This window comes from Methylobacterium adhaesivum, assembly GCF_022179065.1.
Classification (GTDB): domain Bacteria; phylum Pseudomonadota; class Alphaproteobacteria; order Rhizobiales; family Beijerinckiaceae; genus Methylobacterium; species Methylobacterium adhaesivum.
In genome coordinates this window covers 1-16,500 of the sequence record NZ_BPQD01000003.1, presented here as the reverse complement: position 1 = coordinate 16,500, position 16,500 = coordinate 1, and the positions used below count along the sequence as shown (strand labels likewise).

The following is a 16,500-nucleotide window of genomic DNA, read 5'->3' as shown; positions in this document are numbered from 1 at the left end:
GTCCGGGCGCTGAACCCTGATGTCGCGATAGGAGCCCATCGTTGCCCCGCCCGTCGCCCACTGCCCCGACCGCATCACTCGAACGCTAGGCCAGAATACCCGACCTGAGCACTTGTCCCGCCTCGCCCAGGCGTCGGTTCAGCCCCTCGGAAAGGGCATGCTCGACCCGGGAGTGATTTTACTGCGCCGTTGCTGACCCGCACGACGGCCAGGGACGCCGGAGCGATCCCCTTCCGCCTCGGCCACCATCGTGTTCGGATCGAACGGGAGGAGGGCCGCGCCGGCCGCAACGAAACCCGCCAGTGCCCGTAGATCGTCCGGCAGTCGTGGATCGCGGGAGAGGCGATCGGCCTCCCATTGCAGACGAAGGTTGCAGCGACGGGAGGGCAGGGCGCTCGCGGGATAACAGGCGTCGTGGCGGGCACAAGCGGCGTCGAGGGCATCGACCGGGGGTAGGGGCGCGTTGTTGCCGGGACCGCAGTAATTGCCGTGAAAGAGGAGCGCCGGCCCTCCCCCGGCGGGCTGCGCCTGCGCGAGACAGGTCATGCCGAGCCAAACGGCGAGCAGATATCCGACGGTCCGATAGGTCATGATCGCGTTCCTTTCAAATGGTCTCCGCACGCTCGGCCGCTCAGGTCCGTGACCGTGAGGAAGCCTCAGAACATGACGGCCAACCCCATCCAGACGCCGTTGGTGCCTCACGGGCCGATAACGATTCGGACGGCACGATCGAGCAGCCCCATATCGACGGCCATGACACGGGTCCGATCAGGATGGGTCATTAATAGCAGTAACCTCTGTAAGAGGGCCGGATATACGGCCCGCAGCACGCGCCATAACAGGATTCGTATGAGTAATAGGGATCATAAGGTGCCCGCGATGCGGCGATTGCCGCCCCGATCAAGCCCAGCGCCGCTCCTGCCACGACGGCCCCGTCCGCACCGTGCCGATAGGAGCGACCGTGGTACCGATGGGCATCGCGATGGACGTACCGATGATATCCATGGTGATGTCCTGAATGACCGCGATAGCCCGCACGGGCCTCAGGCGCAGAAGCAACAAGCAGGTTTCCCGCCGAGATTACGGCCGCAAGGGACAGTGCGAAGGTCTTCATAGCATCTCCGATGCGAAGTCTGGCTCGATCCGTCGCATGGGCGCGGCCCGATCCTATCGCGCGCGTCTCGTCGGAAGGCGCTTCAGCATTCAGCGACTTCTTTAGCGGAACCCAGAGACCTGGCACTTGAGCTGGATCAAGGCGTCCGCAGGGGGAAAAGTGAAAATCCTGATCTTTACGGGATCTTCCCATACAGAAGAGAAGATCGGCCCTGCCAAGATCCGATCCGACAAAATTCATTGAGGCGACCACGGATCGAAATCAGGTCAGCGGTAGATGGGAGCGAGATCATGTCCCAGGTTCAAGCAGAGACTCAAACGCCGCTTCCGCCCGAGGCCGCGCATCCCGCGCGGAGCGATCGAGAGAACTTCGCCGGACGGGTTCGCCATCAGGTTGGTGATTATATCCACGACATCTCGGACGGTCTGAAGACCGTTTCGGAACGCGGTCAGCATTCCTATCAACAGGCCGCGCATGCGGCGAAGGCCGACGGTGCCGTGCTCACGGGACTCGTCGTCGGAGGCGCCATCGGCTTTGCGACCGCATGGCTGATCTTCGCCCGTCACGCCGTCTCGGGCGAGTTCGTGGCACGGCGCATGAGCCGAAGCAGCGAGTACCATTAGCATCGCTCCGAAAGGTGAGCGGCGGCTTTCGGGGCAAGACGATGTCAAACAAGAACTCCCCATCATCGCCCCGAATACCGTATTCGGGACGATGATCTGGAGTTCGGCAGCGCCCGGAATGTCGGCGTCTCGGGGCTCGGCCGAGGGTGGTCCCTGGAAAATCGGCTGCGGCGGTGGAGGTTTCGGCGAGCGACCGGATCGTTCGTTTCACGCAGCGGCGGGGCCGCAGATGCGCGCGCGAGGCGAGGGGGCGGTGTCGGCCCGACCGGTCACGTGGCGAAACGACGGGAGTGGAGCGATGAACGGGCTCGGCAAGGACGCTCTCCGCACGGACGCGCTCGGCACTCGCCTTACGCCCCGCTCCTCACCGGCGCGGCGTTCACGACCGCCGCCGACCGGCAACCAAGCGATCGCCGACCGCCTGCGCGAAGCGGCGGATCTCATCGAGGCGACGCAAGGTGAAGTTTTCCGCGTCGCGGCCTATCGGAAGGCCGCCGACTCCGTCGTGCATCTGGATCGCGATCTTCGAGAGATCGCGCGAGGGGGACGCGACGCCTTGGAAGCGATCCCGGGTGTCGGTCGCTCAATCAGCCGGACGATCATGCAACTGCTCGAAACAGGGCGCTGGCCCTACCTCGAGCAGCTGCGCGGCTCGGCCGATCCGGTTCGTTTGCTGTGCACGGTTCCCGGTGTCGGACCGGTGCTGGCCGAGCGCATCGCCGACACGCTGCACGTCTCCACGCTGGAACAGTTGGAGCTTGCGGCTGAGCGGGGGGAACTCGCCGCCGTGCCGCGTTTGGGGCCGCGGCGGATTCGGATGCTGCGCGCCACCGTGAACGCGATGCTCTCGCGGATCAGGCGACCCGACCGGAGGCCCGACCTGGAGCCGCCTGTGTCGATGCTGCTCGATGTCGATCGAGAGTACCGTGCACAGAGCGATGTCCTGCCCAAGCTCGCGCCGCGGCGCTTCAACCCCGGTGGCGTGCCTTGGCTGCCCGTTCTGCACACCCGGCGCGGCGAATGGATGTTCACGGCGCTGTATTCGAACTCGGCGCGGGCTCATGAACGCGGCAAGCAGCACGATTGGGTGGTGATCTCGTTCGGCCTGCACGGGGGAGCGGATGGACAGCGCACCGTCGTGACGGAAACCCACGGGGCGCTGATGGGCCGTCGAGTGGTTCGAGGGCGCGAGGGCGAATGCGCGGCGCATGAGGTGTCGACGCGCGGCACCCTGGCCGCCCCGGCCGCGATCGCCAGGCCATCCTACGGGCCGCCACCCCTCGAAAAGGAACCGCCGCCCGAAGCGCGATTGGGGCCGCACTCACCCGGTGCCGTTACGGAATCACGGAGCGATCGATGAGCGTCGCCAGCCATCCCGATCCGACACCCGCCAACTCCTATCAAGCCCCCGCACATCCCCCGGAACCGCCACCGGCGGCGCCGTCGGGCGTGCCGTCCGCACCATCCGAGCTGCCATCCGAGGGGGAGCCGTTGGGGGTCCCGCCGGACCTGCCATTCGAGATTCCGAGTTCTCCTGCGCGGCCTCAATCGTGGGCGTCGTCGTATCGGCCGCCCGGCCAAAGCTCCATTGTCGCGAAACACCGAATGCCCGGTGCGTGCGGCGCCGATGTCGGCCATCGCGGATCGTCCGGCCACCGGCGCGGCCGCCCGGGCGACGCGAAACCTCATCGGGCGGCTGATGCGCGCGGCCTTCGCCCCGTGCTCGTGCCGCCTGGCCTCGGGACCGGACAGCCTTCACGCGTGGTGGAAACCCAGGTCGTTCAGAGATGCGGGGATCCGCGCTATCAGTCGCGCGTCCCGACGCGGTTGACGCTGTGTATCGAGCCCTGCGCCAAGGATCCGTCACGCTTCAACTGGACGGTTCGGCACGATCGGCACATCCTTCTGTGTTCACTGTATTCGTTGCCGAACCAAGAGACCGCGCAACGCGCTGGTCGCGCGGCACTGCAAGACGCCGCGACCCTCTGGCAGGATAGCCATTAGAATGACCACACATGCAAAGGATCTCGGAGTGCCTTACAAAACTTCCGGTCGCGGTCGGCTCTCGCTCTGGGCACGGCGGCTGCAGCGGGAGTTTCGTAAGAGACGCTGAGATCGCTAGACCAGGATCAAAGTATATCCGGCTCTCAGGTGCAGGATTGGGCATGCGATGGCCTCGACCGGGCCGGCGCGTTCGCGAACCTCGGCGCTCCGGGGCGGGAAGTTGATGGAAGGCGGGACCTCGAGCGATTTGTCGACGTCTTCGTCAAGCCCCCGTACATCACTTCTTGCGATCGCCCCCATCGCGCGTTCCTCTTCGCCGGAACGGCCGCGCTGAGGCACGACCCGCACATTGAGCGGTGCTCCGAGCGCGCGGGCGACCTCGACGGCAATCGGAACGTCGCAGCGCCGGAGCACTCATGGAAGCCCGCGACGCCGCCGACTTCACCGGCAGAATTGGGCGGCCCTGGAGTACGATGAGGTACGCTAAGCGGCTTGGACCGCGATTGTCTTCTCGGCCTTCGCTTCAGCCGCCTTGGGCACGATGATCGTCAGGACACCGTTCTTGAGGGTCGCTTCGATCTTGTCGGCATCGGCACCGGATGGCACCGGAAACGACCGCTGAAACGCGCCGAAGCGACGTTCAGACAGGTAATATCCCTCGTGCTTCTCTTCCGTCTCGTGCTTCTTTTCCCCCCGGATGGTCAGCATGCCATCGGACACTTTCACCTCGATGTTCTTCTCGTCCATGCCGGGAACATCGGACGTGATCTCGTAACGGTCCGGTTTGCTCACGATGTCGGCCGCCGGGGTCATCGGCCAAAGCGACCCGTTGCCGAGAAGGAGCGCGCCATCCCCGCCCGAGAGGCCGAAGGCGACGCGTCGCAGACTTTTCCCGAGGTCGTCGATAAAGTGATCGATGTCGCGGCGCAAAGTCTCCATCGGCCGCCACTCCGTAGAGGGAGAGGCACGCTCCGCTAAGCTCTCGGTCTTGACCGCCAATTTCGTACCCGAGTCAGCCATGGGACGCTCCATCAATGGGAAGAGCCGCTATCGATAGAGCCGGCCGGTGGATCGAAAATTGATTTGTCTCAACGAACGCTCGACAATGCGTGGCACTCATGATCCGAGAAAGCTTGGGGGCACTGACGCTCGTCCTGTCGATGCATGGCGTTGCCCGGTACCATCTTCGCACGGGCCTCGACGGCATCCTCCTCATGGTTACAATCGCATCCATTGCTTCGTGCGCTTCGCCTTGAAAGCAATGAGTGGGAAAACTGAAGCTTCCTGATTTCGGACGATCGCGTCTTATCGAACGGGGGACGGAACATGCCGGTCGAAACTCTGAATCGCCAGCTCGAGGAAGCCTTGCGTCAGCCGACGGAAGCGCGCCGCCAGGAGGCCATCGTCCATGTTCTGGCACGAGCGATCCGCGAGGTCGCGTCGCTTCAAGGTCGAGTCGCAGACCTCGAGCAGCGGGTGAAGCACAACGACGAGACGGGAACACCCGCCAACATCTGTGTCATCTGAGCCTCACTGGTCGGCACGAGCCCGCGACGGCGGTAGCAGCGGCGCGGAATCCGACCTCACCGATCGAGACACGACGCTCCGACGATGCCGCGGCCCATCCGTTGCGTCGCGACGGAGCGATCCGGAGCCGCTCGCGTCTGGACGGGCGTAGAATCGTGCGCGCCATCATCTCGAACACCTTATGGGCGCGAGAATCATCAAGGAGTCGAGCAGTGTAAGACTGTTTGGCTTCTACGAAACACCATGCCTGGCGGCCCGCCGGCGGACAACATCGGCATAGATGAATCGAAAAAAGATCGGTTGGGATTTTGCCTCCCGTGCACTCCGATCAGATAACGAAAGCAGTGTTGCACCGATTTCAGCATCGACAGAAGCGACGGTTTTCCGCTCGCGCGAAGAGTTCCGAACATGCGATCCTGAATTCAGCGGGCCATCTTTTCGCGAACTCCGTCGCGGACGATGCCCAGACGCCTCATACGCCAGAGGACAGGTCGAGGCCGGAGCCGCCAGGATGATGCGAAGGCCCGCCGCATCCCACCGGACGAGGCTGGAGGCTTACAAACCGGAGCTACGAATGGCGTCAGATCTTACAACTCGGATCTTCAATTCTGCTGCGCTCCCGGGATGACGGGTGGCGGCGCCAAACTTGGAATGCGATCGCCTGCTATCCGCAAAGCAGCAGAGCACTCTGGGTGATCCTGTCGACGATGAAAGAAACCGATCTGAAGCCTCTTTCGATCGTCCAGCGACGAACGCTGTTCAGAGCAGGACGCACCGATCCCCTCTCGAGAAAAGCTCTCGGATCAGTCTCCGAGGCCCAGCGGGATCGTGTCCGCAGCCTGATTGAAGTTGGTGCTGGCGTGGGAACCGGGGCCCGCCGTTCCGGTGTCCGTCGGCCGCCCCCAACGGTAAAGGAAGCGATCGGCCTCGCGAGCCCAGGCGAGGGGCAGGTCCAGCCAGACGGTGCGCCAGAAGGTCAGCCAAGCTTGTCCTGCGACGTCGAACTCGGTGGGCTGTTCGTTGCCGTGAGGGGCCGGAGGGATCTGCGTCATGACCGCTCTCCGATGATCGTGCGCTCGATCCGGGCAACCCGGAAGGTGTGGTAGGCGTCGTCGCCGGCCTCGCGGATCGAGACGTATTCGCCTTCGACGAAGGCGTGCGTACCGAGGCGGTAGCCGGCCTCGTCGTCCTCGTTCGTCCAGTCCTCGTAGTCGATGAGCCAGGTCGCGCCGCCCTCGCCGCCGGCGCGGTGCACGAGCCGGCCGTGCCGGTCGGGCTCGCCCGTCCAGAAGCGGCGGACGCGACAGCGGTCGCGGGCCTCGTGCCAGAGCGCCGCGTCGAGGCGGCCGTCCGGTCCGAGGGGGGCCAGGATCTCGTAGCCGCGCCCGGCGCTGCCGTCGGGGTGCTGTGGGCAGCGAGCCAGCGTCAGCGTCACCCGGTGCAGCCTGGCGGGAGAACCGGATCGGGCCGGATGGCCGCGCGGGTTGGCGGCCTCGGCCGGTTCACGTATTCCCTGGGGCATGGCGTCTCTCCCGTTTGCCGTCGTGGTGGAGTCCGTACGCCGGCAAGCCCCCTAGACGGAGGAGCCTTGATCCAGCCGAAGGCCGACGCGCTGCTCGGCGCGCACGAGGGCGAGGCAGCGCTCCATCTCCCGGCGCAGGGCAGGCAGCGTCTCCTCGATCCCGCAGGCACGAAGGTCCGCCTGCAGGCGAGCGAGCAACGCTTCGTCGCTCGCCACGGCGCCGTCCTCGGTGATGGAAGCCACGTAGCCGGCGACCGCGTCCTGAGTCAGCCGCATCCGCTCGCCGGCCCAGGTCGCCAGCAGGCGATTGCGTTGGGCACGGGCCCTAAAGCGCAACTCCTCCTCATGGGCGAAGTGGCTCTCGAAGGCCCGCTCGCGCTCGTCGAACGTCGTGCTCATGGGATGCTTCACCTGTCCGAACATGTGAGGCCACGTCGAAACCGATCGCTCACTCTCGGCCCACCGGGGCGCGCGCACCTTGAGGCAGATCAATGTTCCGCGAGCGGCGGCCGGGGCTTTCGGACACGGCCGCGAGGTGCCGCAACGCAGCCATCAACGGGGCATCGCGAGCCGGATCGAGGCGGGCATCCTCGACGATGCCATCCTGCAGGGATTCAGCATCCCGCCCGGGACGCCCGGTCAGCATCGCATCGTCGGGCCGCGTCGCGGCATCGACAGCCCGCGTGACCGCGAGGTCGGGCTCGATGCCGTTTCCCTGCACCCTGCGGCCCGCCGGCGTGACGACCCAGGCCGTCGTCAGGCGCAGGCCGCGCCCGCTGCGATGGACATACGTCGTCTGGACGGCGCCCTTGCCATAGGTGCGTGTGCCGACAACCGTCGCGCGTCGATGATCCTGCAAGGCGGCGGCGACGATCTCGGCCGAGGAAGCGGTATCGCCGTCCACGAGCACGACGAGGGCGCGGCCGTTGACCAGGTCCCGTCCGCCGCGGTCGAGGGCGAAACGCTCGATGTCCTCGGGAGCGCGTCCGACCAGGCGCACGATCTCCCCCCGGTCGAGGAACACTCCGGCGACCGCCACGGCCTGCACGACGAGGCCACCCGGATTGCCACGCAGGTCGAGGATGAGGCCGGTGAGCGCATCGGGCCCGATATCGGCCATGAGGTTCGCCAGGGCCTTGAGCAGCCTCCCCGTGGTGAAATCGTCGAAGTGGTCCACCCCGACATAGCCCACGCGGCCGAGGGCGCGCATTCGGACGGGGTGCAGGGGGAGCCATTCCCGGGTCAGGACGACCTCGGTGGCGGCGCGGGCCTTCGGAAGAACGACCCGCAGGCGCACGGTGGAGCCCGGCTCGCCGCGCAGGCGGTCGACGATCCTGGCGCGTTCGAGGTCGCCAATGGGGTTGCCGTCGATCCGCTCGATGACGGTCCCACCCGTCAGGCCGGCCCGTGCCGCAGGCGCGCCGGGCAAGGCGGACCGGACGCGCCCGCCCGCCTCGACCTCGGCCCCGATCCCGACGTAGCTCCCGGTATCCTCCTCATCGAATGCGCGAAGCTCGGCCGCGGTGATATACTGCGAGTACGGATCCAACGACGCGACCATCCCGGATATCGCCGCATCCACGAGCTGGCCGTCGCTGCGCACTTCGACGGCCTTCGTCCGGACGGCGTGGAACACCGCTCCGAACACGGCGGGCGCCCCGTAGGAGCCTCTGGGGAATTCCCTGGTCCCCAGCCCTGCATCCGAGGATACCGTACAGGCCAGAATGGCGCCGGCCATGCCCGAAACACCGGCCAGCCACCAGGATCCATGACGAGTTAGGCCAAGGATCGCCCGTGGTGCCGGTCGCGCTTCGTTCGAGCCGGGCATGGTCTGGCCTCGGGGATCTGCACCCGCGGGAAAACCCGGCAAGCAAGCCCAGACTCCGTTCGCCGTCGCCTTGAGATGGATCAAGGTTCGGAGCGTCCCGCGCGGACAGGGTCTGTGCTTGGTCCCTTTCGGAGCATCGCATGATCCGGCGCCTCTCCCCCGCAGCCGTGGGTGCCCGGGGCGCTCGCGTCGCCGCCTGCGGACCGGCATCGATCCGGATGGCCCGCCGACGCACACGACCCGATCGCCCGCTCCGGCGTCGCCGCCTCGATGGGCGCGGAGTGCGGACTGGAATCGCCCTCGGTGCCGCCCCGGATGTCTACCCGAATGCCGCACGCCCGGACGGCTCGCGGCATGCTTGAACCGGGACCACCCATCGAACCCGTGACGTCAGGGCCGCAGGGCGCGTTCGAACCTGCCGGGCCGGGCATGGCGCAGATCCACGCCGCGCCGGTCGCGGACGTTCCGGGGGCGTTCGGAACCTGCCTGCGCTCGGGCCTGTCGGACGCGGAGGCCAGGCGACGGCTCGCACGCTACGGCCCGAACGTGATCGCCGCGAAGGAGAAGACCCGCCCGCGCGCCCTGCTCGTCCACCAGCTCGCGAGCCCCGTGGTCTACCTGCTCGCGGCGGCGGGTGTGCTGTCGTTCGCCTTCGGCGATTGGCAGGAAGGGATGGCCATCATCGCGGTCCTGGCCATCAACAGCGGCCTCGGATTCTTCACCGAGTTGAGGGCGGCACGGTCCATCGAGGGATTGCGGGCGCTCGGGGGGCGCTCGGCCCGCGCGCGCCGCGACGGACGCACGCGAGGGCTCGCCGCCGAGGAGCTCGTTCCAGGGGACATCGTGCTGCTCGAGGGCGGCGATGCCGTCCCGGCCGACATCCGGCTGGTCGAGGCGTCCAACCTGGGGGCGGACGAATCCCTGCTCACGGGCGAGTCCGTGCCGGTCGACAAGACGGCGGATCCGGTCGGCGCGGACACGCCCGTCACGGAGCGTGCGTCGATGCTGTTGCGCGGCACGCTGATCACCCGCGGCAGCGGCACCGGTGTCGTCGTGGCGACGGGATCGGAAACCGAACTCGGCGCCGTCTCGCGCCTCGTCGCCCAGGCCGAGCCGGACAGGTCCCCCCTGGAGCGGCGCCTCGAGCGCCTGTCCGGCCAGATGGTCTGGGTGATCCTGACCCTGGCCCTTGCTCTCGTCGGCGTCGGGGTCGCGACCGGCAAGGACCTTCGCCTCATGATCGAGGCGGGGATCGCTCTGGCGGTCGCGGCGATCCCGGAGGGGTTGCCCATCGTGGCGACCTTAACCCTCGCCCGCGGCATGTGGCGGATGGCCCGGAAGAACGCCTTGATCGAGCGCCTGTCGGCCGTCGAGACGCTCGGCGCCACTACGGTGATCCTAACCGACAAGACCGGCACCCTGACCGAGAACCGGATGACGGTGCGGCGGCTGTCGCTGCCCTTGGGCGAAGTCGATTTGACCGATCCGAGTTCCGGGGCCGCCGGTGGGAGTGAACGTCTGTTTCAGGTGGCGGTTCTCTGCAACGACGCCACCCTCGGAGAAGGTCCGGTCGGAGACAGCGGCGACCCAATGGAGCAGGCGCTTCTGCGGGCGGGGCTGTCCGTCGGATTGAAACGGACGGCGCTCGTGCGCGAGCGGCCGCTCGTTCGGAAACATGCCTTCGACGCCGCCCGCCGCATGATGGCCACGGTCCATGCATCCGGATCGGACCACCTGACCGTGGTCAAAGGGGCTCCGGAGGCCGTGCTGGCCGCCTCGCGGCACGTCGACGATGGGACGGGTGCCGTCCCCCTCGACGACGCGGCCCGGTGCCTGTGGCGGCGCCGGGCCGAGGAACTGGCCAGCCGGGGCCTGCGCGTGATCGCCTGTGCCGAGAAGACGACCGAGGACGCGACGGCGGATCCCTTCGGCGGGCTCGTCTTTCTCGGGTTGATCGGGTTGGAGGATCCGGCGCGCGAGGGCGTCCCGGACGCGCTGGCGGCCTGCCGCAGGGCCGGTATCCGGGTGATCATGGTCACCGGCGACCACGCCTACACGGCCCTCAGCGTCGCTCACGCGGTCGGGCTCGCCCGTCCGGGGGACCGGGTGATGGAGGGTGGTCTCCTCGGCGACGGACGCGACCGCCTGGACGAGGTCGCGGTCTTCGCGCGCGTGAGTCCCGCCGACAAACTGGCATTGGTGAAAGCCTATCAGCAGGGCGGTGAGATCGTCGCCATGACCGGCGACGGAGTCAACGACGCCCCGGCCCTGAAACAGGCGGATATCGGCGTCGCCATGGGGCGGCGCGGGACGGACGTGGCGCGGGAGGCGGCCGCCATGGTGCTCCTCGACGACGCCTTTCCGACCATTGTCGGGGCGGTTCGCGAAGGGCGGGTCATCTTCGACAACATCCGCCGGTTCGCGGCCTATCTCCTGGCCTGCAACCTCAGCGAGATCATGGTCGTCGGGCTGGCGATCCTCTCCGCCCTGCCGCTCCCGATCCTGCCCTTGCAGATCCTCTACCTGAACGTCGTGACCGACGTGTTCCCGGCCTTCGCCCTGGCGATGTGCGAGGGGCGGGACGACCTCCTCGCCCGTCCCCCGCGCGCCCCGAAGGAAGCCATCCTGGAGCGTGCGCAGTGGGTGCGGATCGTTGCGCACGGCGCGCTCATGACGGGCGCGACCTTCGCCAGTCTCGCGGCGGCCGATGCCTGGCTTGCCCTCGACCGCGCCGCCGTCGTCACCGTGACCTTCCTGACGCTCGCCTTCGCGCAGCTCTGGCACGTGTTCAATATGCGGGCTTCCGCGTCGGGTCCGCTACGTAATGAGGTGACGCGCAATCCATGGATCTGGGCCGCACTCCTCATCTGCACGGGATTGCTCGTCGGTCCGGCTTACGCGCCTCGGGTCGGAACCGTACTCGGCCTCGTGCCGCCCGATTCGTCCATGTGGGCGATCGTCCTCTGCGCCAGCCTCCTGCCCGTCCTCGTCATCCAGATCGGCACGATGGCCCTGGCCGGGCGCCGGTGAGCCGCGCGGGCGGAGCGGTCGCTCACATTGCGATGGGTCAACGCGCTGCGTTCCGGCGGTGGCAAGCTCGAACACGAGAACCCACCGAGGCCCCGCATGCCTTCGCCATCCCCGTCCTCCCTGTCGCGAATCCGCGATCTCCTCGTGTGCCTCACCGAGGAGGGAGGCGACGACGAGGCCGGGACCGCGTTGGCCTACGGCCTTTCCCTGGCCGCCGCCGCGGGGGCCCACCTCACCGTACAGTCCTCGGCCCATCGCATGACCGTGGTCGCCGGCGCGGCCTGGGGAATCGTCAACGGTCTCGTCGCCGGCGAGAACCGGCGCCGGCATGCGCTCGCGCAGGCCGGCGCCGAACGCGCCGCGGCGGAGGCGGCCGGTTCGGGCGTGATCTGTACCACCGAGGCACCGGCGCTCGCCTACCCGGACCTGCTCGCGCGCCTCGTCGGACAGGCGCGGCTCGCCGACCTGACGATCCTCGACAGCGAGGCGAGGGACGTCGCTCTCGACCGCGACCTCATCGACGGGGTCCTCTTCCGGAGCGGGCGGCCGCTCCTCGTCGTCCCGCCCGGCCATGACGTCGCGACGCGGCGGATCATCATCGCCTGGGACGGCAGCGCCCAGGCGGCCCGGGCCGCCCACGATGCACTGCCGTTCCTGTGCGCCGCCGACGCGGTGGAGGTCGTGTCCATCGTCGGCGAGAAGGATCTGTCGACATCCGCGACCGCCGCCGCGTTCGCCCCACACCTCGCGCGCCATGGCGTGAGGGTTTCCGCGAACGACCTGCCGGTCGTCGGCGACGTCGCCGAAACCCTGAGAACCCACATCCGTCACTTCGGCGCCGACATGCTGGTGATGGGCGCCTACCGGCATTCGCGCCTCCAGGAGTGGTTCCTCGGCGGCGTGACGCACGCCCTGCTGGGTCGCAGCCCCGTGCCCCTGTTCCTGGTGCACTGACAGAGGGAATTCCTACGGGCGGGCTAAAGATCGGCATCGGACGGTGAAGATCGAGGGAGCAGACCGGAATCACGTGCGAATTCATCGACGACGACCATCCGCACCGGATGTTCGATCCGGGGTTCGATGGTTCACGCGTCACCCCCGAGGGGAGGGAGGCGCTTCAGGCCAACCCGCTGCCGGCCCCACCAAGGTGCGCCATGATCCATGTCCATCTCAATGCGCCAGGAACAGCGGAGCAGGACTGCCGCGCAGGAGCGAGCGTGTGACGCCGCCGAAAAAGAACTCCCGGAGGCGCGAATGGCCGTAGGCGCCCAGCACCATCATGTCGGCGTGGAACATCTTCGCCTGATTACGCAGCGTCTCCGCGACGTCACCCACCACCGGCACGTCGACGACGGTGACGTTCACGCCGTAGCGCGCGAGATGGGGTGCGAACTCGGCGCCCGGCACAGATGTATGAAGCGCTTCGGTCCCCGCGACGGACACGATCTCGACAACGTGCGCCGCACGGAGGAACGGCAGGGCGTCGTTGGCGGCCCGCGCCGCCTGGGCGCTGCCGTCCCAGGCGACGATGATCCTCCGCCCGGTGAAGGCATCGTGTTCCGGCGGCACGGCAATGACCGGGCGCCCGCTTTCGAACAGCGTCTTCTGGATGGTCTCGCGATCAAGGTCGTATGTCCCGAGCCCCGCGTCGAGGACGGTCAGGTCAAACAGGCGCGCCTGGAACGCCAGTCGACCGACGACATCCGGATACGGCAGGCTCGGGGCCTCCGTCGTACAGACTACGCCGGCCTGGGCCGCTTCGCCGGCCGCGCGGTCCGCGACGGCCCGAGCCAGATCGTCGAGGCGGCGGTCGATGAGGGCCATTCCATCGTCATCGAAGGTGCCGAGCCAGGCTTCGTCGCCCGAGAGGCACCACGAGGCCGATTGAACCGTGAGGTGAGCGCCCGCGGCTTTCGCGAGCGTCAGCCCGTATCCGATTGCGCTCGACCTCTGCTCGCGCTCCGTTTCGATGGTCGTGCCGACGAACACATCGCGGATGACAGCGAGCGGGGATGGAGAACTCTTGGACATCGTTCGTCTCCGGATGGGGTCGTCCCCAAAATCGAGCGGGACCGAACGATCGGCCTTGATCCACCTCAAATCATCGCCGACGCGGGACCGGTGCAGGCCATTCTCCGCCGCACGGCTCACGCAACCGCACGTTTCGATTCCTCCTTCATGTCGTCGAACCTCAGCTCCTCCAACTCCGTCATGGACCACGATCCGCATGCGGCCCGCTCCCTGCTCGACGGCGAGGGCTTCTCGGTTCGGGCCTTCGTCATGGCGAGGATCTTCCGAAGGCTTTTTCCGGCCTCGGACTCCCATGCGTGTTCATAGATCGGGCCATGCCCGGTCTCTGCGGCCTCATCGGGCGGAGGCGGGCGAAGCGGCTCGGTTGCGAACGCCGTCCGGAGCGTGGCGGCATCCTCGATGCGACTTCGCCGCGCTACGGCGGTCGCTTGACCGCGATTCTGGCTTGACTTGGATCAAGGCAGCTCGGCCGCCGCGAGGCGAACGTTCTTGAATGGAAACGGCAGGGTTCTGTCGTTCGGCTCCCGTCGCCTTCGTAAGCGGGCAGCCTGTCATTCGAGGAGATTTCGATGCGCACCATCGAAAACCGAACCGAGGACGCGGTCCTGAATGGCCTGAACGTGTTTTTGGGGATCGCCCTGTTTCTCGCCCCCTGGTACCTCGAACTGAGCAGCGAGACCGCCGCGGCCCGCAACGCCTTCATCTGCGGTGCCGCGATCTCCGTCATCGCCATGCTCGCGCTCAGCAAGTCCTACGATTGGGAGGAATACCTCAACCTCGCCGTCGGCGCATGGGTGACGGCGGCACCGTGGGTGCTCGGCTTCGCGGATGTGAAGTTTGCCACGGGTGTGCACGTGATCATCGGCCTTGCCGTCATCGCGCTCTCGGGGTTCGAGCTCTGGCGGCTGTACCAATCCCCTGAGGCGCGCTCCGTGTGATCCGTCGTCCGCCCCAGCGACTACTCCCGACAGACCAGCCGCCGATTCCCCGGCGCGAACATCGTCGCCTTCTCGGCCTGCCCGTCAGATCCCTTGAGCCGCCTCGAACACCGAGAATGCCCTGAGGGCTCCAACAACGGCGCCGCCGGCCTCCGCAGGGGGTCGCGCCGCGAGCCAGGCGGCGAAACTCGGCCACAGGCGCTGGCCCTCTCCGTGCCGGAGGAAACGGGTGTTGTCGCGGACGCGGGCATCGGAACTGGCCAGGGCCCGGCGCAGGAGAAGTTGACCGCCGAGACGCGAACCTTCGAGGACGTAGAGCAGCCCGGCGGCTTCGGCTTGCGCCGGCGGCTGCGGTGAGGCCGACGCCGGCGGCAGCGGGCGGCCGAGGGCGGCGAGATCGGCCAGGATCGCGTCGGTACGACGGCGCGCCGGCCAGTCGGGCGGCAACACGCCCTCGGCTGCGCGATCCAAATCCGCCTCGAGGGGCACCAGGGCGACCGCCATGGCGCTGAGGAAGCCGCCGTAATCCTTCAGGTCCCCGAAATCGTGGTTCTCCCAACCCGCGTCGAGGCGGCGATGCGCGTCCGCCGTTGCCCGCCGCAGGTGCCCCCGCAGGTCGTGGCCGGCTCCTTCACGGACGGCTGCGTCGTCGCGTCCCATTTCCTTCGTCATGTGTGACCGCCGCTGCCCTACTTGTTCTAGTGACCGTGCCCTATCCGGCGCGGATCGACAGCGCCGAGCCGGCCCCTTCGAGCGAGGATTCCCCATGTGGTACCTCTATGGCCTCGCGCTTCTGGCCGGCATCGCCAACGCCGTCCAGGGCGGCACCAACGCGACCCTCGCCAAGACCCTGGGCCAACCCTTCGCCGCCGGCCTCGTCGTGGCCCTGGGGACCGGCTCCACCCTGCTCCTGACGGGTCTAGCCCTTGGCCGCCTGCACCTGCCGGCCCTCGCTCAGGCCGCGCAGGTTCCGGCCTGGGCCTGGTTCGGCGGATGTCTCGGCGCCCTCGTGGTCCTGTCGCAGTTCTTCGCCGCACAGGCCATCGGCGCGGCCCCGTTCCTTGCAATCCTCGTCACCGCCGGGGTCGCGACCTCGATCCTCCTCGACCATTTCGGCTGGATCGGCTTCACCGTCCATGCGGCGAGCCTGTGGCGGATCGTCGGCGGACTCCTCATGGTCGCGGGCGTCACCCTCGTAGCCCTGTTCTGACGTACCGCCTGGGGCGATCCCCCCGCCTCAAACCCCTTGCCTTCCCGACGCGGACGGGCGAGGTCCCCGGCACCATATCGGGAGGCCGACGCTGCCCCGGTCACATTCCGCTGATGAACATCCTCCCATGAACATCTTCCAAGACATCGTCGCCCGCTTCAGCCAGACCGTCACCGCCTATGCGGGCGACACGGTCCTCATGCAGGCCATGGTCTCGGCCGCCGCCAACGTCATCGTCGCCGATGGCGAGGTGGCCGGCGAGGAATTCGATACGGCGCTCGCCGGCATCCAAGCCAATCCCATCCTGGAGAAGGGCTACGACCGGTTAATGCTGGAGAGCGAACTCTACGACGGCATCGCCCGGGCGCGGACGCGGGCAGGACGCGCAGAGAACCTGCGCCGCGTCGCGGGTCTCCACGAGCGCAGCGAGACGGACCGTGCCGCCGCCTTCCTGGTCGCAGCCGATGTGGCCGATCTCGACGGCATCTCTCCCCTCGAAGCGGCGGCCCTCGACGAGATCGCCGAGGCTCTGCGCGTCGACAAGACGGCGCTCCTCGGTGCTTCCCCGGTCAAGCGTCCCCTCGCCTAGGGGCCGCTTCGAGGTCCGCGCCGGGGACCGGCCAAGGGACCCGATTGTCGGCAAAGCCCTCGATCACGGGCAAAGCCCTTGATC

At 67.7% G+C, this 16,500-nt stretch carries 17 protein-coding genes; 8 read left to right on the top strand and 9 right to left on the bottom strand.

Annotated features, from left to right (window positions below; translation table 11 throughout):
• Positions 1 to 138: 138 nt before the first annotated feature.
• Both MFF01_RS03825 and MFF01_RS03820 read right to left on the bottom strand, forming a co-directional pair.
• Positions 139 to 591 (bottom strand): phospholipase A2 family protein, encoded by a 453-nt coding sequence (locus tag MFF01_RS03825; protein WP_238222188.1) that lies wholly within the window; start codon positions 589 to 591, stop codon positions 139 to 141.
• 309 nt (positions 592 to 900) lie between these two features.
• Positions 901 to 1,062 (bottom strand): hypothetical protein, encoded by a 162-nt coding sequence (locus MFF01_RS03820; protein ID WP_238222186.1) that lies wholly within the window; start codon positions 1,060 to 1,062, stop codon positions 901 to 903.
• Positions 1,063 to 1,404: 342 nt separating this feature from the next.
• On the opposite strand from MFF01_RS03820, the gene MFF01_RS03815 reads away from it, so the two are divergent.
• Positions 1,405 to 1,737 (top strand): hypothetical protein, encoded by a 333-nt coding sequence (locus MFF01_RS03815; RefSeq protein WP_238222184.1) that lies wholly within the window; start codon positions 1,405 to 1,407, stop codon positions 1,735 to 1,737.
• A 298-nt stretch (positions 1,738 to 2,035) separates the two neighbouring features.
• Positions 2,036 to 3,097, top strand: coding sequence for a helix-hairpin-helix domain-containing protein (locus MFF01_RS03810; RefSeq protein ID WP_238222182.1), 1,062 nt, complete (start codon positions 2,036 to 2,038; stop codon positions 3,095 to 3,097).
• Positions 3,098 to 4,224: 1,127 nt separating this feature from the next.
• Here MFF01_RS03810 and MFF01_RS03805 read toward each other — a convergent pair.
• The gene (locus tag MFF01_RS03805) at positions 4,225 to 4,761 is read right to left on the bottom strand and encodes an Hsp20/alpha crystallin family protein (RefSeq protein WP_238222180.1); all 537 of its coding nucleotides are present in this window, start codon (positions 4,759 to 4,761) and stop codon (positions 4,225 to 4,227) included.
• A 306-nt stretch (positions 4,762 to 5,067) separates the two neighbouring features.
• Here MFF01_RS03805 and MFF01_RS03800 point away from each other — a divergent pair, with 306 nt between their 5' ends.
• A complete protein-coding gene (locus MFF01_RS03800) occupies positions 5,068 to 5,268 on the top strand; it encodes a hypothetical protein (protein WP_238222178.1) in 201 nt (66 codons plus the stop codon).
• Positions 5,269 to 6,071: 803 nt separating this feature from the next.
• Here the strand turns inward: MFF01_RS03800 and MFF01_RS03795 are convergent.
• Genes MFF01_RS03795 through MFF01_RS03780 form a run of 4 tightly spaced genes read right to left on the bottom strand, consistent with a single transcriptional unit; the run spans position 6,072 to position 8,528 of the window.
• Positions 6,072 to 6,320 (bottom strand): hypothetical protein, encoded by a 249-nt coding sequence (locus tag MFF01_RS03795; protein ID WP_238222176.1) that lies wholly within the window; start codon positions 6,318 to 6,320, stop codon positions 6,072 to 6,074.
• A complete protein-coding gene (locus MFF01_RS03790; protein ID WP_238222174.1) occupies positions 6,317 to 6,790 on the bottom strand; it encodes a hypothetical protein in 474 nt (157 codons plus the stop codon). Before MFF01_RS03790 ends, MFF01_RS03795 begins: the two co-directional genes overlap by 4 nt.
• Positions 6,791 to 6,841: 51 nt before the next feature.
• Positions 6,842 to 7,189 carry a DUF1476 domain-containing protein gene (locus MFF01_RS03785; RefSeq protein ID WP_238222172.1) on the bottom strand — a complete coding sequence of 116 codons (348 nt, stop codon included), beginning with the start codon at positions 7,187 to 7,189 and terminating at the stop codon, positions 6,842 to 6,844.
• A 49-nt stretch (positions 7,190 to 7,238) separates the two neighbouring features.
• Complete coding sequence (locus tag MFF01_RS03780) at positions 7,239 to 8,528, bottom strand: S41 family peptidase (protein WP_238222170.1); 1,290 nt, start codon at positions 8,526 to 8,528, stop codon at positions 7,239 to 7,241.
• Positions 8,529 to 9,047: 519 nt separating this feature from the next.
• Between MFF01_RS03780 and MFF01_RS03775 the strand changes: the two genes are divergently transcribed.
• Together MFF01_RS03775 and MFF01_RS03770 are read left to right on the top strand one after the other, a co-directional pair.
• On the top strand, positions 9,048 to 11,648 hold the full coding sequence (locus tag MFF01_RS03775) for a cation-translocating P-type ATPase (RefSeq protein WP_238223045.1): 2,601 nt from the start codon (positions 9,048 to 9,050) through the stop codon (positions 11,646 to 11,648).
• 96 nt (positions 11,649 to 11,744) lie between these two features.
• Positions 11,745 to 12,602, top strand: a complete 858-nt coding sequence (locus MFF01_RS03770) for a universal stress protein (RefSeq protein WP_238222165.1) — start codon at positions 11,745 to 11,747, stop codon at positions 12,600 to 12,602.
• Between the two features lie 216 nt (positions 12,603 to 12,818).
• Here the strand turns inward: MFF01_RS03770 and MFF01_RS03765 are convergent, their stop codons facing one another.
• A complete protein-coding gene (locus MFF01_RS03765) occupies positions 12,819 to 13,679 on the bottom strand; it encodes a universal stress protein (protein ID WP_238223043.1) in 861 nt (286 codons plus the stop codon).
• A 569-nt stretch (positions 13,680 to 14,248) separates the two neighbouring features.
• Between MFF01_RS03765 and MFF01_RS03760 the strand changes: the two genes are divergently transcribed.
• The gene (locus MFF01_RS03760; RefSeq protein ID WP_238222164.1) at positions 14,249 to 14,617 is read left to right on the top strand and encodes an SPW repeat protein; all 369 of its coding nucleotides are present in this window, start codon (positions 14,249 to 14,251) and stop codon (positions 14,615 to 14,617) included.
• Between the two features lie 84 nt (positions 14,618 to 14,701).
• Here the strand turns inward: MFF01_RS03760 and MFF01_RS03755 are convergent, their stop codons facing one another.
• Positions 14,702 to 15,289, bottom strand: a complete 588-nt coding sequence (locus MFF01_RS03755; RefSeq protein WP_238222163.1) for a biliverdin-producing heme oxygenase — start codon at positions 15,287 to 15,289, stop codon at positions 14,702 to 14,704.
• Between the two features lie 94 nt (positions 15,290 to 15,383).
• Between MFF01_RS03755 and MFF01_RS03750 the strand changes: the two genes are divergently transcribed.
• On the top strand, positions 15,384 to 15,827 hold the full coding sequence (locus MFF01_RS03750; RefSeq protein ID WP_238222161.1) for a DMT family transporter: 444 nt from the start codon (positions 15,384 to 15,386) through the stop codon (positions 15,825 to 15,827).
• Positions 15,828 to 15,954: 127 nt separating this feature from the next.
• Complete coding sequence (locus MFF01_RS03745) at positions 15,955 to 16,416, top strand: tellurite resistance TerB family protein (RefSeq protein WP_238222160.1); 462 nt, start codon at positions 15,955 to 15,957, stop codon at positions 16,414 to 16,416.
• The last annotated feature ends 84 nt before the right edge of the window (positions 16,417 to 16,500 follow it).

Excerpts from the sequence above, each read along its gene's own strand:
- MFF01_RS03825 (WP_238222188.1), bottom strand. The coding sequence starts at position 591 with ATGACCTATCGGACCGTCGGATATCTGCTCGCCGTTTGGCTCGGCATG.
- MFF01_RS03815 (WP_238222184.1), top strand. The coding sequence starts at position 1,405 with ATGTCCCAGGTTCAAGCAGAGACTCAAACGCCGCTTCCGCCCGAGGCC.
- MFF01_RS03810 (WP_238222182.1), top strand. The coding sequence starts at position 2,036 with ATGAACGGGCTCGGCAAGGACGCTCTCCGCACGGACGCGCTCGGCACT.
- MFF01_RS03805 (WP_238222180.1), bottom strand. The coding sequence starts at position 4,761 with ATGGCTGACTCGGGTACGAAATTGGCGGTCAAGACCGAGAGCTTAGCG.
- MFF01_RS03800 (WP_238222178.1), top strand. The coding sequence starts at position 5,068 with ATGCCGGTCGAAACTCTGAATCGCCAGCTCGAGGAAGCCTTGCGTCAG.
- MFF01_RS03795 (WP_238222176.1), bottom strand. The coding sequence starts at position 6,320 with ATGACGCAGATCCCTCCGGCCCCTCACGGCAACGAACAGCCCACCGAG.
- MFF01_RS03790 (WP_238222174.1), bottom strand. The coding sequence starts at position 6,790 with ATGCCCCAGGGAATACGTGAACCGGCCGAGGCCGCCAACCCGCGCGGC.
- MFF01_RS03785 (WP_238222172.1), bottom strand. The coding sequence starts at position 7,189 with ATGAGCACGACGTTCGACGAGCGCGAGCGGGCCTTCGAGAGCCACTTC.
- MFF01_RS03780 (WP_238222170.1), bottom strand. The coding sequence starts at position 8,528 with ATGGCCGGCGCCATTCTGGCCTGTACGGTATCCTCGGATGCAGGGCTG.
- MFF01_RS03775 (WP_238223045.1), top strand. The coding sequence starts at position 9,048 with ATGGCGCAGATCCACGCCGCGCCGGTCGCGGACGTTCCGGGGGCGTTC.
- MFF01_RS03770 (WP_238222165.1), top strand. The coding sequence starts at position 11,745 with ATGCCTTCGCCATCCCCGTCCTCCCTGTCGCGAATCCGCGATCTCCTC.
- MFF01_RS03765 (WP_238223043.1), bottom strand. The coding sequence starts at position 13,679 with ATGTCCAAGAGTTCTCCATCCCCGCTCGCTGTCATCCGCGATGTGTTC.
- MFF01_RS03760 (WP_238222164.1), top strand. The coding sequence starts at position 14,249 with ATGCGCACCATCGAAAACCGAACCGAGGACGCGGTCCTGAATGGCCTG.
- MFF01_RS03755 (WP_238222163.1), bottom strand. The coding sequence starts at position 15,289 with ATGACGAAGGAAATGGGACGCGACGACGCAGCCGTCCGTGAAGGAGCC.
- MFF01_RS03750 (WP_238222161.1), top strand. The coding sequence starts at position 15,384 with ATGTGGTACCTCTATGGCCTCGCGCTTCTGGCCGGCATCGCCAACGCC.
- MFF01_RS03745 (WP_238222160.1), top strand. The coding sequence starts at position 15,955 with ATGAACATCTTCCAAGACATCGTCGCCCGCTTCAGCCAGACCGTCACC.